General features: G+C 43.4%; 18 protein-coding genes. 1 reads left to right on the forward strand and 17 read right to left on the reverse strand.

The genetic code is table 11. The features are described 5' to 3' along the window. Positions 1–196: 196 nt before the first annotated feature. The 5 genes from QZZ41_RS11635 to malQ form a co-directional block, all read right to left on the reverse strand. Positions 197–628, reverse strand: a complete 432-nt coding sequence (locus QZZ41_RS11635; protein ID WP_295072202.1) for a hypothetical protein — start codon at positions 626–628, stop codon at positions 197–199. 11 nt (positions 629–639) lie between these two features. Beyond that, positions 640–846 (reverse strand): helix-turn-helix transcriptional regulator, encoded by a 207-nt coding sequence (locus QZZ41_RS11640; protein ID WP_294410849.1) that lies wholly within the window; start codon positions 844–846, stop codon positions 640–642. 332 nt (positions 847–1,178) lie between these two features. Then, complete coding sequence (locus QZZ41_RS11645) at positions 1,179–1,565, reverse strand: hypothetical protein (RefSeq protein ID WP_295072205.1); 387 nt, start codon at positions 1,563–1,565, stop codon at positions 1,179–1,181. A 303-nt stretch (positions 1,566–1,868) separates the two neighbouring features. After that, positions 1,869–2,363, reverse strand: coding sequence for a hypothetical protein (locus QZZ41_RS11650; protein ID WP_295072208.1), 495 nt, complete (start codon positions 2,361–2,363; stop codon positions 1,869–1,871). 269 nt (positions 2,364–2,632) lie between these two features. Continuing rightward, positions 2,633–4,105: a 4-alpha-glucanotransferase gene (gene malQ / locus QZZ41_RS11655; RefSeq protein ID WP_295072211.1), complete on the reverse strand. Its 1,473-nt coding sequence runs from the start codon at positions 4,103–4,105 to the stop codon at positions 2,633–2,635. A 71-nt stretch (positions 4,106–4,176) separates the two neighbouring features. Here malQ and QZZ41_RS11660 point away from each other — a divergent pair, with 71 nt between their 5' ends. Beyond that, on the forward strand, positions 4,177–4,593 hold the full coding sequence (locus QZZ41_RS11660; RefSeq protein ID WP_295072214.1) for a hypothetical protein: 417 nt from the start codon (positions 4,177–4,179) through the stop codon (positions 4,591–4,593). Here QZZ41_RS11660 and QZZ41_RS11665 read toward each other — a convergent pair whose 3' ends face one another. From QZZ41_RS11665 to QZZ41_RS11720, 12 genes are all read right to left on the reverse strand, one after another. Further along, positions 4,594–5,028 carry a zinc ribbon domain-containing protein gene (locus tag QZZ41_RS11665; protein WP_295072217.1) on the reverse strand — a complete coding sequence of 145 codons (435 nt, stop codon included), beginning with the start codon at positions 5,026–5,028 and terminating at the stop codon, positions 4,594–4,596. It lies immediately after the preceding gene. 124 nt (positions 5,029–5,152) lie between these two features. Then, entirely contained in the window at positions 5,153–5,587 is a 435-nt protein-coding gene (locus QZZ41_RS11670) for an amino acid-binding protein (protein ID WP_295072220.1), read from the reverse strand. A 52-nt stretch (positions 5,588–5,639) separates the two neighbouring features. Then, positions 5,640–5,864 carry a hypothetical protein gene (locus QZZ41_RS11675; protein WP_295072223.1) on the reverse strand — a complete coding sequence of 75 codons (225 nt, stop codon included), beginning with the start codon at positions 5,862–5,864 and terminating at the stop codon, positions 5,640–5,642. A gap of 67 nt (positions 5,865–5,931) precedes the next feature. Continuing rightward, positions 5,932–7,239 carry a phenylacetate--CoA ligase family protein gene (locus tag QZZ41_RS11680; RefSeq protein ID WP_295072226.1) on the reverse strand — a complete coding sequence of 436 codons (1,308 nt, stop codon included), beginning with the start codon at positions 7,237–7,239 and terminating at the stop codon, positions 5,932–5,934. 71 nt (positions 7,240–7,310) lie between these two features. Further along, positions 7,311–7,676, reverse strand: a complete 366-nt coding sequence (locus tag QZZ41_RS11685) for a four helix bundle protein (RefSeq protein WP_295072229.1) — start codon at positions 7,674–7,676, stop codon at positions 7,311–7,313. 45 nt (positions 7,677–7,721) lie between these two features. Continuing rightward, a complete protein-coding gene (locus QZZ41_RS11690; protein ID WP_295072232.1) occupies positions 7,722–8,297 on the reverse strand; it encodes an indolepyruvate oxidoreductase subunit beta in 576 nt (191 codons plus the stop codon). 28 nt (positions 8,298–8,325) lie between these two features. Continuing rightward, positions 8,326–9,321 (reverse strand): hypothetical protein, encoded by a 996-nt coding sequence (locus QZZ41_RS11695; RefSeq protein WP_295072235.1) that lies wholly within the window; start codon positions 9,319–9,321, stop codon positions 8,326–8,328. A 28-nt stretch (positions 9,322–9,349) separates the two neighbouring features. Beyond that, positions 9,350–9,745 (reverse strand): hypothetical protein, encoded by a 396-nt coding sequence (locus QZZ41_RS11700; protein WP_295072238.1) that lies wholly within the window; start codon positions 9,743–9,745, stop codon positions 9,350–9,352. After that, positions 9,723–9,950, reverse strand: a complete 228-nt coding sequence (locus QZZ41_RS11705; protein ID WP_295072241.1) for a hypothetical protein — start codon at positions 9,948–9,950, stop codon at positions 9,723–9,725. Before QZZ41_RS11705 ends, QZZ41_RS11700 begins: the two co-directional genes overlap by 23 nt. A 178-nt stretch (positions 9,951–10,128) precedes the next feature. Beyond that, a complete protein-coding gene (gene iorA, locus QZZ41_RS11710) occupies positions 10,129–11,859 on the reverse strand; it encodes an indolepyruvate ferredoxin oxidoreductase subunit alpha (RefSeq protein ID WP_295072244.1) in 1,731 nt (576 codons plus the stop codon). A 157-nt stretch (positions 11,860–12,016) separates the two neighbouring features. Then, positions 12,017–12,835 (reverse strand): HAD family hydrolase, encoded by an 819-nt coding sequence (locus tag QZZ41_RS11715; RefSeq protein ID WP_295072247.1) that lies wholly within the window; start codon positions 12,833–12,835, stop codon positions 12,017–12,019. Between the two features lie 322 nt (positions 12,836–13,157). Next, on the reverse strand, positions 13,158–13,583 hold the full coding sequence (locus QZZ41_RS11720) for an Hsp20/alpha crystallin family protein (protein WP_295072249.1): 426 nt from the start codon (positions 13,581–13,583) through the stop codon (positions 13,158–13,160). Positions 13,584–13,758 lie beyond the last annotated feature (175 nt).

The following is a 13,758-nucleotide window of genomic DNA, read 5'->3' on the forward strand; positions in this document are numbered from 1 at the left end:
GTAATGATGTTGCCGACAGCAATTGCAAGCATTGCGCCTAATATGCCGCTTGTTGCATTAAATCCGTCATTAGCTCTTCCGAATGCTGCAAGCAGAATTATTCCTGCAACCATGATAACCGCAAGAATAATGAAAAAATAAATCCTCTTCTTTATTGTAATTCTGAAATTCTCCATAATGTTCCTCCTTTACAAATTCACATTTTTTTGTTGTAATACAGATTTACAAGTACCGTTATCAAAGCACCTGCTGTCATGTCTAAAAAAAGGGTTATGCTTACTGTCTTGCTGAAAAAGCCTGTGATTATTATTGCAAGTCCTGTACACATCAGGGAGATAACTGATGCGGTACGCATTGTCTCTTTGGAGATCTCTTTGTTTCGCTCGTCAGCAGACTTTATGTATGCTTCTTTCAGTTTCTTCTCATCATGCAGAAGAACAAAACATCTTATCATATAAAATACCGCAAGCAAGTCGCCGCCTACGAGAAGTCCTGTAAGCATTCCTCTTGAGAAGTCGGGAACGTTCTCGGTGAAGCGACTGAGTAAGAAATATAACATTGTTCCCGAACACGTATACATTGTGCATAACTGAAATCTGAACTTTATTTTTTTCTTGAATTCTTCCATAATAGTTCTCCTTATAAGTTTTCATCGCCCTCGAAAATAAACAGTTCCTCGATAGTTACGCCAAAGAACTGCGCCGCCTTGTGAGCAAGTGTAAGAGATGCGTTGTATTTTCCGTTTTCCAGTGATATGATGGTCTGACGCGTAACGCTTAAAGCGTCTGCAAGTTCCTGCTGCGTGACCTTTCGGGCTTTCCGCAGCTCCTGAATTTTATTTTTCATTCTCTTTCTCCTTATCATTCTTACTGTAAGTCATAACCACAGCAAGTACAACACTTACTGCCACCCATGGTAATGCCGCATCAAAAAAAACTTTTATTGCCCCAAACATAGTATTACCTCCCTTGAAGTAAAGTTTACTTTACTTTCTCTGTAATTATAGTATAGCACGCTTTACATTTTTTGTCAAGTCAGCTTTACATATTTTTATATTTTAACATAAAAAGCCCCCCATATCAATATCGGGGGGCTTTGTGATTATTTCAATGATAATATCTTTCATTGTTTTTACAGCACCGCAGTACACACTTCCGCAGCACATAAAGTTGTGTTTCTTAAGCTTTGATCTTTTTGTTCTTTCTTGAATGTGCATAAGACTTGAAAAGGAAATATGCTATCCAGTCATAAACAAATACTGCAGCCAGACCAACTCCTGCATAAAGAACAAACCATAAACCTGCCCATAGCATAATAAGAGCAGCAACTACAAAGAGTCCTAAAGCAAGTGCGCTTACCTCAAAACGTTTTCCGAGGTGGGTGTGGCCATTATCAGCGACGAGATCATTCCAGAAACCTGCTGCCTTGACAGTGCAGCCAACAACAACATTGCTCAGGATCAGTATTACATTACAATGTTTTTCGTTCAGCAGAACAATTGAAATGATAAAGATAATATCCAGAATTGTAGCTAATAAAGCTTCTTTCATAATTTTTTTATTCATACGCTCACTCCCTAAAATAAATCATCTCCAAAATGTTTCAATATGATGCAAGCATCATCCCCTACACTGAAACACCTAATAAAAAACTTTTTCACCTCCGTTTTATAATTTTTTGTCCATCTCTCTTGAATGTTTGTGCGTAAAAGTACAACTAAAATCAAACCCGAAAAAAAGATTGAAATAAGCTGTTATAATCATTATACACTATAAATATGAACATTTAAAGGCTATTTTGTTATTTTGATAGTGACATTTGTCACTAAATTACTAACTACCATGCTATCGAAATACTTTTTCATAAAATCAAATATGTTTTTCTTGTCTAGCTTTTCTGTTGCGCACCCACTTGACTATGTAGAGTATCTGCCAGAAAATGCAGAACGGAAAAACAGGAATAACACAGAATACAAATCCCATTATAACAAATGCACTGTAGAAGCCTTCCCAGCCGTATGACGTTGTGAAGAAAGTGAAACCAAACTTGCTGCAATAAAGGCTGTACAATAACAAAAGCACGTATGGTATATATGATACTATGAACGATATGGTGTATTTTCTGGAGATAGGCTGCAAGCCTGTGACTTTGCGCTTTTTGATATGTTGTGAAATTGCAAGAGTTATAAGTCCGAATACAGAGAGTACCAGGACAACACCGAAAAACGAAGTATAGCCAAGTCCGAGGTAATCCCACAGCGGTGAACGCAATCTGTCATCGGCGGCGATGCATATACAGTTGGCAAGATATACGCCTATACCACCGAAGCATATCCTCTTGAAAATCTGACCATTTTTTGTCATAAGATCATCTCCTTAAAAATCATTACGCAATATCTTTTTTCTCTCCTTTGTTAATATGATTATACTGCATAAAACGAAGTTTTGGAAGATGTCATCCGTCACTTTCTCAGTGACATTCGTCACTAAAAAGTGGTTAGTTTTTAGTGATTAGTTGTTAGTTTGTAAGGGACGATGACTCCCTACAACGGACTAAAGGAAAAAACGAACAAGCCCCAAGGCTTTGCCTCGGGGCTGAACTATATCAGTATTATCTTTAACGTCGTCCACTTTTATCTGTTATAAATTCGATTGAGTTTGCGGATCTTTTTCGCAAGCTCAGGCGTGAAGTCCGACTTGCTTGTGCGGAACTGCCAGTTGCCGCCGAGAGTAGATGGCGTATTCATTCTGCCCTCTTTAGGACTGTCAAGAAAATCCTGAATCTGTGCAGCAGCGACCTCCGCAACACTTCCCCATGCAGCGCGTATAACTGCCGCAGGTATCTCCTTTTTCTTCTTGACGCAGAGATACTGCTTAGCAAATTTCAGCGACTTCTTATCAAGCGTATCCACCCAGCCGATGAGAGTCTCGTTATCGTGAGTGCCCGTATACGCGAAATAATTGGTACTGCTGTAATTATGGGGCAGATACTCGTTATCTCCGCCGCTGAATCCGAACTGCAACACTTTCATACCGGGGTAGCCGCATTTATCCAGCATCTCTCTTACCTCGGGAGTAATAAATCCCAAGTCCTCAGCAATGATATTCAGCTTGCCCAGCTTTTCCTCAGCAAGTCTGAAAAGCTCGTAATTCGGACCTTTTTCCCACTCGCCAATAGTAGCGTCCTCGTTGCCGAAGGGTATGCTGTAATAGCTCTCAAAGCCGCGGAAATGGTCTATCCTCACGATATCGTAAAGCTCGGAAGCCGCCTTGATACGGTCTATCCACCATTCATAACCCGTCTTTTTATGGTAGTCCCAGTTGTAAAGCGGATTTCCCCAAAGCTGACCAAGGGGCGAGAAATCATCTGGCGGACAGCCTGCAACAGCTACGGGACGACGCTTTCTGTCAAACTGGAAAAGCTTAGGTGAAGCCCACGCCTCAACGCTGTCCAGAGCGCAGTATATAGGGATATCACCGATTATCTCGATACCGTTCGTATTTGCATATTTTTTCAGCTCGCTCCACTGTCTGTTGAACTCATACTGTATAAACTTATAAAAGGAGATATCCTTTTTCAGTTCCTTTTTTGCAGCTGCAACAGCCTTGGGCTTATGCATGGAGATATCGCTGTCCCACTCATACCACGGCTTGCCGTCATAGCGGAATTTCAAAGCCATGAACAGTGCATATTCATCGAGCCATTTCTTGTTGGCATCGCAGAATTCCTTATATCCCTGTGCTTTTGCAGGCTTGAACCTGTTGAACGCTATCCTCAGCACATCATAGCAATGGTCGTACAAAAGGCTGTAATCCACCTTTTCAGGGTCACTTCCCCACTCAAAGGAAGCAAACTCGTGATGCTCAAGAAGTCCGTCACACTCAAGCACTTCAAAGTCTATGAAGTATGGATTGCCTGCCTTTACCGAAAAAGACTGGTACGGCGAGTCGCCGTAGCTTGTAGGTGAAAGGGGCAGTATCTGCCAGCATTTGACTTCGGCAGACTTCAGAAAATCCACAAATGCAAAGGCAGCCTTTCCCATTTTACCTATACCGTAGTCCGACGGCAGACTTGATATATGCATAAGTATACAGCTTTTTCTCATATTTATTCAACTCTCTTTCTGTATAAAGCCCTGCAAAAACGCCATACTAAAACCAAAAGGAGTTGATAGGTATGAAGCTTTCACAGCTGTTATTTTCATTTCTTATGGGCTATTTCTGCTACAGTCTTATAGAAATAGTCATGCGCGGCTACACTCACTGGACAATGTCGCTGACGGGCGGCACCGTACTTACGATACTCTATGCAATAAACAGCCGCCGCACTATGACGCTCATACGCAGCTGTATAATCGGTACGGTCATGATAACCGCCATAGAGCTTACCGTAGGGATATTCGACAATGTTATTATGCACTGGAACGTATGGGATTACTCGGATATGCCCTTTAATTTTCTCGGACAGATATGCATCCCCTTTTCACTTTTCTGGTTCATACTGTGTATCCCTGCAAACAGGCTATGCAAACGCATAAGCCGTCAGTTCGGTAACAAAAAGGCTGTTCCGATAGCCTCAGAACAGCCCATGTGATCAATAGTTCTTATTAGAATCAGCATCAAAGAAATTGCTGCTGCTTTCTGTATAGTAGTCGTTGGGTTCAAGCGACATGAAATCGTCATCATCAATATCAGGAAGTCTTGCACCGCATCGGCCACAGAACTGAAAACGTTCATTGACTTCGGCATCACACTTAGGACATATCTTATATCCTCTGATACCGTTAAGCTCATATCTCATCTTCTTGATCCTTCTGCGTCTTGTATCTATATCATCGCAAAGAACTTTAAGAGCTGCCTGATCTTCGCCCTGATTTTTATAGTACTTTTTACCGATATCAGTAAAGATCTCAACTATACGCTCTTCCTCATAAAGGATCTTTCTTTTGAGGTTGCTTGCTTCTGAGATATTTTTAGCCTTTTCAGATACACCCCTGCTTGCATCATTAAATTTATCGAGAATTCCCATCTTAAATCACTCCTGTTCAATATTTTCTCGTTAAATATTGCATTTTTATTATACAACAACAACAGGAATTATGTCAAGTGTTTTCATAATAAATTTAAGTGCAGCCTTGCTTTTTGTGCAATACTCACATTTCAGCTATATCATTTTCGGTAAGCTGAATAATACCAGCTTTGTTAAGTGCTTCTGAAGCCTGAGCATTGTCATCAACACGGATAACGAAGGATACAGCCCTGTCCGAAGTACCGAGGAACGAGTACATATATTCAACATTAACATTATCCTGACCGAGCACATCCAGCACACGGCTGAGCTGTCCGGGAGAATCAGGTATGGATATTGCCAGCACCTCTGTTACATTTACTGCGTATGAAGCCGCTCTAAGAATATCCACTGTCTTTTCCGTATCATTGGCGATGAGTCTGATTATGCCGAAATCAGCGGTATCAGCAAGGCTGAGAGCTCTGAGATTTATACCGCTCTCCTTGATTATCCTCATGGCACCGGCTGCCTGATTAGGCTTATTATCTACAAAAACCGAGATCTGTCTTACATTTGACATATGATCTCCCTCCTTTGTGGTCAATATTTTTCTGCATCAGCAAGAGGAAGGATCAGTTCTTAGGAAGATCCTCATACATTACGAGTACAGAATACTCGTCGATATACTCGTTTACATGAGTCTGTGCATCGTGGCAGAGCCCTGCTGCGGAACTGAACTTTATATCTATTACCTTAACTGTAGAGATAAACTGATTAAGCTCATTCTCAAAAGCAGCGAAACGCTGATACTTCTCCTGCTCAGGCATATAATTTGTGGAAAAAATTTTGATTTTCATAAATGAAACCTCCTTAAAATAAATGGAAATTTATATCACAGGAGCTCAATACTCCTGCTCAAAACAATCAATCATGAAGCTTGCGCTTATCAATAACTCTTACAGCCTTGCCTTCACTTCTTGTGATAGACTTAGGTGAAACGAGATGTACCTTAGGATTGATACCCAGCATTGTCTTAATGGCAACAGCCAGATCGCGCTCCTGCTTCTGCATATCCTTAACCTTATCTGAGAACTGATCGGGATTCATCTCTACGCTGATATCGAGAGTATCTGTATTGTTTACACGGTCTACTTCGATGAGGTAGTTAGGTGAATAGCCCTGTTCAATGAGAACTGTTTCTATCTGTGACGGGAATACATTTACTCCGCGGATTATCATCATATCATCGCTTCTGCCCATAGGCTTAGCCATTTTTATGAGAGTACGTCCGCATGAGCACTTCTTTCTGCTGAGCTTGCAGAGGTCGCGTGTACGGTAACGAAGAAGCGGGAATGCTTCCTTTGTTATGCTTGTGAATACAAGCTCACCGACCTCACCCTCAGGGAGCACCTCTCCCGTTTCGGGATCAATTATCTCAGGGATAAAGTTGTCCTCATTGATGTGCATACCTGTCTGCTCTGAACATTCAAATGCAACACCGGGACCGCTTGACTCTGTAAGTCCGTAGATATCGAAAGCCTTTATACCCAGTGACTTTTCGATGCTGCGGCGCATTTCCTCAGTCCACGGCTCTGCACCGAAGATACCTGCCTTGAGCTTGATATCATCAGGAGTAAGTCCCATATCGTGAAGTGCTTCACCGAGATAAGCCGCATAAGAAGGTGTACAGCAAAGTATCGTAGCACCGAGATCCTGCATGAACTGCAACTGTCTCTCAGTATTTCCCGAACTCATAGGAAGAGTAAGAGAACCAACCTTGTGTGAACCGCCGTGAAGTCCCATACCGCCTGTGAACAGTCCATAGCCGTAAGCTACCTGTACCACGTCCTCGTTTGTGCCGCCTGCTGCTGTAATAGCTCTCGCACAGCACTCGTCCCACATATCCACATCGTTCTGAGTGTAGAAAGCAACTACTCTCTTACCTGTAGTACCGCTTGTGGAATGTATCCTTACACAGTCGCTGAGCGGCTTTGCAAGGAGTCCGTAAGGATATGCCTCTCTGAGGTCTGCCTTGCTGAGGAACGGCAGCTTGTGAAGATCCTCAGTTCCCTTGATGTCCTCAGGCTTTACGCCCTTTTCGTCCATAAGATCACGGTAATACTTAACGTTTTCATAAACGTGCTTTACCTGTGCAACAAGTCGCTCGTCCTGAAGTTTCTTCATATCTTCCAGCGATGCACATTCGATCTCTTTGTTCCAATATTTTTCCATTGGACTTCTACTCCTTATTTTTGGATTTATTCTGTAACATAAATTATGTACAAGTGGTTAGTGATTAGTAATTAGTGATTAGTTTTTGAATTCAGCTTAACAATGATCGAATTTATCATTTCCCCTATCTCGTCGCACAATTTCAACGACTTTTCAGCTGATCGCGATGAAAAGTATCCAAGTTCAATGCAGATCAGTATCTGGGTTTCAAGCTCAAATTTTGAACCTCTTGCAATCGAAAGGAAATGCACAAATTCTTTTGCAGTATTTCTGCCCTGACCTTCAGCAATATTTGAAGGTATGGAAACTACTGCCCGTCTCATCTGAGAATCAAGCGCAAATAATTCTTTCTTTGGCAAAGTCTCAAGAAGCGCGTAAACAGCCTTAACTAATTGCATTGACTTCTGCCATACTATAAGTTCACGATAGCTATTCATACGTTCTCCTTATTAACTAAGCACTAATCACTATAAACTAATAACTTATTTTGCAGCCTTGCCCAGCTCAAAAGCCTTCTTGTTGAGTTCGAGGAACTTAGGCGGTACACACTGTTCAAGTGCCTTCTGCCAGAGCTCATCGGGATAATCCATACGTGAAGCAAGTACGCCCATGAGTACTACGTTTGAAGCCTTTGCAGTACCTGCCTGCTCTGCCAGTGAAAGTGCGTCAACTGCAACGATCTCTGCACCTGCTGCCTTGAGCTTTTCAACGAGGTTCTCAGGATACTGTGCAGCACCTGTGATAACAGGCATAGGGTCTATCTGCTGTGTGGAAGTTATGAGCTTTCCGCCTTTTTTGAGGTAAGGCAGGCATCTTGCAGCTTCAAGAAGCTCAAATGAGATAACTGCATCAGCCTCACCCTTTTCTATTACAGGTGAGTATACCTTATCACCATATTTTACGTATGTTACGACCGAGCCGCCTCTCTGCGACATTCCGTGTACCTCGCTGACCTTTACGTCATAGCCCTGTGCAAGAAGCACATTTCCCAGAAGTCTCGAAGCGAGCAGCGAACCCTGTCCGCCGACACCTACGATCATAATAGATTTTGTTTCCATTTTATATTACTCCTTAAAAGATTATTGATTATATTTTTACATTGCCGAATTTAGTAAATGTTCCGAAGCCGCCAAGTGCCGCAAAAGCAATATTTTCAAGCAACGAAGTGATAAATTTGCCCTTGCATTCGCATTTTTCCAGCAAATTTCCAAATTCGGACGATATCTCAGAAAATGTAACATCTCTGATACCTAAAAACTCATACAATATTTCACTGTCTATTTCACCCGGTTTAAATCCGAGATCCTTTTGCAGGAACGATGATATTTCCAGACACCATGATGTACGGACTGCAAAATAAATCGCAAATATCATTACGACAGCACAGATGATAAGACCTGTTTTCTCCTCCAGATTGCAGTTTTTAGTAAACAGATTGTATCCGAAGAAGATACATACAGCCATTACTGCGCCGCAAAGTGAAGCGATAAAGCCCATTCTTGCCACAAGGATTATAAGTATGATACCAGGAATAGCTCCAAGTACTGCGCCAAGCACACCTTTAACTATAGGCATGAGCTTTGATTCTTCACCATAGCCGCCGTATACCGTATCCGATGCAGGATAGCCGCTCCTTGAGTCGTAGCTGCTGTAGTTGTTTGAGGACTGCTGTCCATAGCCGCTCTGCGCATTGCTGTAGCCTGTGGACTGCTGTCCGTAGCCGCTCTGTGTATTACTGTAGCCTGTGGACTGCTGTCCGTAGCCGCTCTGTGCATCGCTGTAGCCTGTGGACTGCTGTCCGTAGCCGCTCTGTGCATCGCTGTAGCCTGTGGACTGCTGTCCGTAGCCGCTCTGTGCATTGCTGTAGCCTGTGGACTGCTGTCCGTAGCCGCTCTGTGCATCGCTGTAGCCTGTGGACTGCTGTCCGTAGCCGCTCTGCGCATTGCTGTAGCCCGTTGACTGCTGAGCAGTCTGCGCAGCTGCCTTATCAGCTTCCTCAGCCGCCTGCTGAGCAAGCTTTTGCATATCACCTATATCGTCCATTCCGTTGGAATTTCCGATACCACCCATTAAATCATCCATTTTTCATATCCTCCCAACGATTCTTCACTCAGGATAACAATTCAAGCTCACCATCAACAAAACCGATGGCAGCTCCCTTTGCCCCCTTGATAATTCCTGAGTATTTACCATTTTTCAGGTATTCTTCAGCCATTTCCTTAAACAGCTCAAGCGCATGGTTCCACCCTGTATCGTCCTCATCTGAGGTATCAACAGTAAAGATATTCTCTCCGCTGCTCCACACCTCTTCGCAAGCCCAGTCGCCGTCCTTGTCATCAGGGTCAAACTCCCCTGCGGCTATGAGCTGTGCTCCGTAGATATGGTCCTCATCGGACTCCTCATAGAGATTAAAGCAGAAAGCCTTAGTCTCCTCGGGCATATCGTTATTTTCAAAAAGGTCGTCCAGCCAATGTGCGAACTCCTCATATATTGGTAACTGTATCATCTTTTTTCCTCTTTGTTTTCTTAAATCTGAAAAACTCAAGCTTTGCACACTCGGGACATTCGTATATGCTCACTGTAAGCGCACCCGATACCCACTGGTCAAGGTGCTCGAATATCAAGCCGCTTTTTCCGAGCTGTATACGTTTTGTTCCTATGTACTTCATCATTACATTGCAGTAGGGACAGTTTATTTTTCTTATTTTCATTGTAATACCTCGTTAATTAGTTCGTCTTATAATGCGTCCGAAAATACGGGACGTCGTGGACGCCGTCCCCTACTTAGATCTTAGTTCTAATTATTCGATAGCTCCTATCTTACACTGTTCCTGTGCGGAGAGCCTCCGCCCCCGTCATAGGAACTGCAATTCAACGCCTTGAATGAACTTATTCAATAGCTCCTATCTTACACTGCTCCTGGCAAATTCCGCAGCCTACGCAGAGAGTGTGGTCAACTACAGCCTTGCCGTCACGCATTGAGATAGCAGGACATCCCAGCTTCATACACTGCTTGCAACCTACGCACTTGTCATGGTTCACCTTTACAGGCGGATTGTGCTTAACGTACTTGAGAAGTGCGCATGGACGGCGAGAAATAATTACAGAAGCCTCGTCAGCAGCAAGCTCCTCCTTGATAGCAGCCTCTGTCTCGGCAAGCTTATACGGATCAGTAACGCGGACACGCTTGATGCCGATAGCCTTGCAGAGCTCTTCAAGATTAACAGCAGCAGCAGGATCACCCTTGAGGTTCTTACCTGTAGTCGGGTTCTGCTGATGACCTGTCATACCTGTGATAGAGTTATCGAGAATGATAACTGTAGAATTTGAATTATTGTAAGCGATATTTACAAGACCTGTCATACCGCTGTGCATGAATGTAGAATCGCCGATAACAGCAACTGTCTTATGCTCCGACTCAGTTCCTCTTGCCTTGTTGAAGCCGTGGAGTCCCGAAATAGAAGCACCCATACATATAGTTGTATCAATAGCGTTGAGCGGTGCAGCAGCTCCGAGAGTGTAGCAGCCGATATCGCCCGATACTGTAACGCCAAGCTTCTTTAAGCAGTAGAACAGACCTCTGTGAGGACATCCTGCGCACATTACAGGAGGACGTACAGGGATATTCTCGTCAAGCTCAGCGTAATCCTTCTTCTCGCCGAGAAGCTTCTCTGCGATAACAGACTGAGGAAGCTCGCCTATGTAGCCGAATATCTCCTTGCCCTTTACATTGTTCACACCGATATTGCGGCAGTGCTCTTCGATAATGCCGTCAAGCTCTTCGATAACGTAAACCTGCTCGTACTTCTTAGCGAAGTCCTGAATGAGCTTTACAGGGAGAGGATTTACCATACCGAGTTTGAGTACGGAAGCCTTGTCGCCGAGAGCTTCCTTGACATACTGATAAGCTGCGCCGTTTGTGATAACGCCAAATTCAGCCTTGTCAGATATCTCAACTCTGTTGAGCGGAGTTGTTTCAGAATACTCAATGAGCTTCTTTGTTCTCTCCTCAACGAATACGTGTCTGCCCTTAGCGTAAGCAGGCATCATAACGAACTTGCTCGGTGTCTTTTCATAGTCCTTGAGAGGAAGATCATTGCGCTCTTCCATTTCAACGATGCTCTGTGAGTGAGCAACTCTTGTGGACATTCTTACTATAAATGGTGCATCAAACTTCTCTGAAAGCTCGAAAGCAAGCTTGACGAACTCCTTACATTCTGTAGAGTCAGATGGTTCAAGCATCGGAACCTTTGAAGCGATAGCGTGATGACGGCTGTCCTGCTCATTCTGTGATGAGTGCATACCCTGATCGTCAGCTACTGCGATGACCATACCTGCGTTAACGCCTGTATAACCTGCTGTATAAAGCGGATCAGCAGCAACGTTGAGACCAACGTGCTTCATTCCGCAGAAGCTTCTTGCACCTGCTATAGAAGCTCCAAGAGCTGTCTCCATAGCGACCTTTTCATTAGGTGCCCATTCTGCGTAAACTTCGTCATACTTAGCTACTTCTTCGGTTATCTCAGTTGAAGGAGTACCCGGATAGCTTGATACGACGCGACATCCTGCCTCATATAAGCCTCTTGCAAAAGCTTCGTTTCCAAGCATTAATTTTTTCATTTTATGTATTTTCCTTTCATGTTAAAAATTACCACATCAATTATGTTAGTTGAGAGTTGAGAATTTAGAGTTATGGTGTCACCTTCGGCGACATTGTTTTAATCATGTGAGCGAAGCGAACACATTAACTCTCAATTCTCAACTTTCAACTCTCAACTTAAAATTCATCGAGCAGCCACCGTGCAACTCCGTCATCGTCATTAGTGCCGATGATATAGTCTGCGGCAGCCTTTACCTCTTCTCTTGCATTGCCTACTGCAATTTTTATATCAGCCTGCTCAAACATAGGCAGGTCATTGAGATTGTCACCGAACGCCACTACCTCATCAAAGCCGTACCTCTCACGCAGGAAGCGTATACCGTTGGACTTCGATGCTTTTGCGGAAAACGCCTCTAAAAACCACTTTCCTGTGTAGGTGTCCTTATAGAATGCACAGTCTGCATCTTCCATGCTGTCGATAGTTTCCTTTACGGGAATAAGCTTTTCATAGTCGGTCAACGCCGTATAATATATAGTCATATCATCGGCGGCTTCAAGCAGCGAGCTGCACTGCACATATGGCTTGTTGTAGTTGTTTTTCCGCACCTCAGCAAAAGCCTTCATCACGCGGCTGGTTATCTCGGTATAATAACAGGTCAGCACCCCGTTATTGAAGCGGTACATGAAACATTCCGCCCCTGCTTTTTTAAAGGCATCTGTTATCTGCGCCGAAGCACTTACGGGTATGTACTCGTTTTTGATATAGCAGTCGCCTTTCAGATCGTATATGCTGACACCGTTCATGAGTATACACGGGGCATTCACATTTAGAGCCGATGTTATGGGCTTTGCGGAGTATACCGACCTTGCTGTGGCAAAGGTGAGATACATTCCCTCAGCCGTGAGCCTGTTCAGTATATCTGCTGTTTTTTCGGTAATTTTTCCATCGGGATCAAGAAGTGTACCGTCAAGGTCTGTGATGTAGAGCCTTTTCAATTTTAGCCGTTCACCTCCGATAGATACTCATAAATGTATTATAACATATTTCAACTTAAAAGTGAAGATTTTATTTGTACAAACCATTCGATTTGTACATTCCGACGGAATTCAGCCCCCTTGAATGTTAATCCTGCATAAAGCGCGGAGTCCACGCGGCATTTAGTGAGTAGAGAGTAGTAAGTAGTGAGTAGTTAACCACCAAAACGATAGCTCAACTAATCACTAAGCACTAACAACTTATCACTAATAAAAAAGGAGCCATGAAGAGTTATGGTCCTTCATGGCTCAAAGTGTGTGTTATATTATGGCAGGTTTTCCCTTACTTGATCTCGAGTCTTTTTGCGACAGGAGCTTCAGGAGCTTTCTTCGGGAGCTCAATGGTGAGTATGCCATTTTTGTACTCTGCGCTTACAGCGTCAGTATTTACATCTCCGATGTTGAAGCTTCTCCTGTACGAGCCGAATGTGCGCTCGCGGCGGATATAATTGCCCTTGTCGTCCTTTTCATCATTTTTTGCAGTATGCTCAGCTGCTATAGTAAGCTGCGAGCCGTTGATATCGAGCTTGATATCTTCCTTGTCGAAACCGGGGAGCTCCGATTCCATAACGTACTTGTCTCCGTCATCACGGATATCGGTACGACAGTTGTTCAGCGGCATCTTGCTGCCGAAGAAATCATTGTCAAAATCATTGAATGCGTCCCACAGACCAAAGCCTGTGCCGCCGAAAGGTGTAAGTCCATACATAATTCATGCCTCCAAATAATTATATTGCCTGTCCGTCTGACAAGCCTCATATTTATCCTATGCAGTTAACCTCATTATATGCACTTTCCATTGGTATCGCTTCCTTTCGTTTCATTGTCTATATGATACTGCCTTTTTTTGAAAGAAATATCACGGGTTTGTGAAAGTATAATGA

The sequence above is a fragment of the Ruminococcus sp. genome, from assembly GCF_016283395.1.

What these genes read in the sequence shown, in the direction of transcription:
- QZZ41_RS11635 (WP_295072202.1), bottom strand. Translation starts at nt 628, where the DNA reads ATGGAAGAATTCAAGAAAAAAATAAAGTTCAGATTTCAGTTATGCACA.
- QZZ41_RS11640 (WP_294410849.1), bottom strand. Translation starts at nt 846, where the DNA reads ATGAAAAATAAAATTCAGGAGCTGCGGAAAGCCCGAAAGGTCACGCAG.
- QZZ41_RS11645 (WP_295072205.1), bottom strand. Translation starts at nt 1,565, where the DNA reads ATGAATAAAAAAATTATGAAAGAAGCTTTATTAGCTACAATTCTGGAT.
- QZZ41_RS11650 (WP_295072208.1), bottom strand. Translation starts at nt 2,363, where the DNA reads ATGACAAAAAATGGTCAGATTTTCAAGAGGATATGCTTCGGTGGTATA.
- malQ (WP_295072211.1), bottom strand. Translation starts at nt 4,105, where the DNA reads ATGAGAAAAAGCTGTATACTTATGCATATATCAAGTCTGCCGTCGGAC.
- QZZ41_RS11660 (WP_295072214.1), top strand. Translation starts at nt 4,177, where the DNA reads ATGAAGCTTTCACAGCTGTTATTTTCATTTCTTATGGGCTATTTCTGC.
- QZZ41_RS11665 (WP_295072217.1), bottom strand. Translation starts at nt 5,028, where the DNA reads ATGGGAATTCTCGATAAATTTAATGATGCAAGCAGGGGTGTATCTGAA.
- QZZ41_RS11670 (WP_295072220.1), bottom strand. Translation starts at nt 5,587, where the DNA reads ATGTCAAATGTAAGACAGATCTCGGTTTTTGTAGATAATAAGCCTAAT.
- QZZ41_RS11675 (WP_295072223.1), bottom strand. Translation starts at nt 5,864, where the DNA reads ATGAAAATCAAAATTTTTTCCACAAATTATATGCCTGAGCAGGAGAAG.
- QZZ41_RS11680 (WP_295072226.1), bottom strand. Translation starts at nt 7,239, where the DNA reads ATGGAAAAATATTGGAACAAAGAGATCGAATGTGCATCGCTGGAAGAT.
- QZZ41_RS11685 (WP_295072229.1), bottom strand. Translation starts at nt 7,676, where the DNA reads ATGAATAGCTATCGTGAACTTATAGTATGGCAGAAGTCAATGCAATTA.
- QZZ41_RS11690 (WP_295072232.1), bottom strand. Translation starts at nt 8,297, where the DNA reads ATGGAAACAAAATCTATTATGATCGTAGGTGTCGGCGGACAGGGTTCG.
- QZZ41_RS11695 (WP_295072235.1), bottom strand. Translation starts at nt 9,321, where the DNA reads ATGGATGATTTAATGGGTGGTATCGGAAATTCCAACGGAATGGACGAT.
- QZZ41_RS11700 (WP_295072238.1), bottom strand. Translation starts at nt 9,745, where the DNA reads ATGATACAGTTACCAATATATGAGGAGTTCGCACATTGGCTGGACGAC.
- QZZ41_RS11705 (WP_295072241.1), bottom strand. Translation starts at nt 9,950, where the DNA reads ATGAAAATAAGAAAAATAAACTGTCCCTACTGCAATGTAATGATGAAG.
- iorA (WP_295072244.1), bottom strand. Translation starts at nt 11,859, where the DNA reads ATGAAAAAATTAATGCTTGGAAACGAAGCTTTTGCAAGAGGCTTATAT.
- QZZ41_RS11720 (WP_295072249.1), bottom strand. Translation starts at nt 13,583, where the DNA reads ATGTATGGACTTACACCTTTCGGCGGCACAGGCTTTGGTCTGTGGGAC.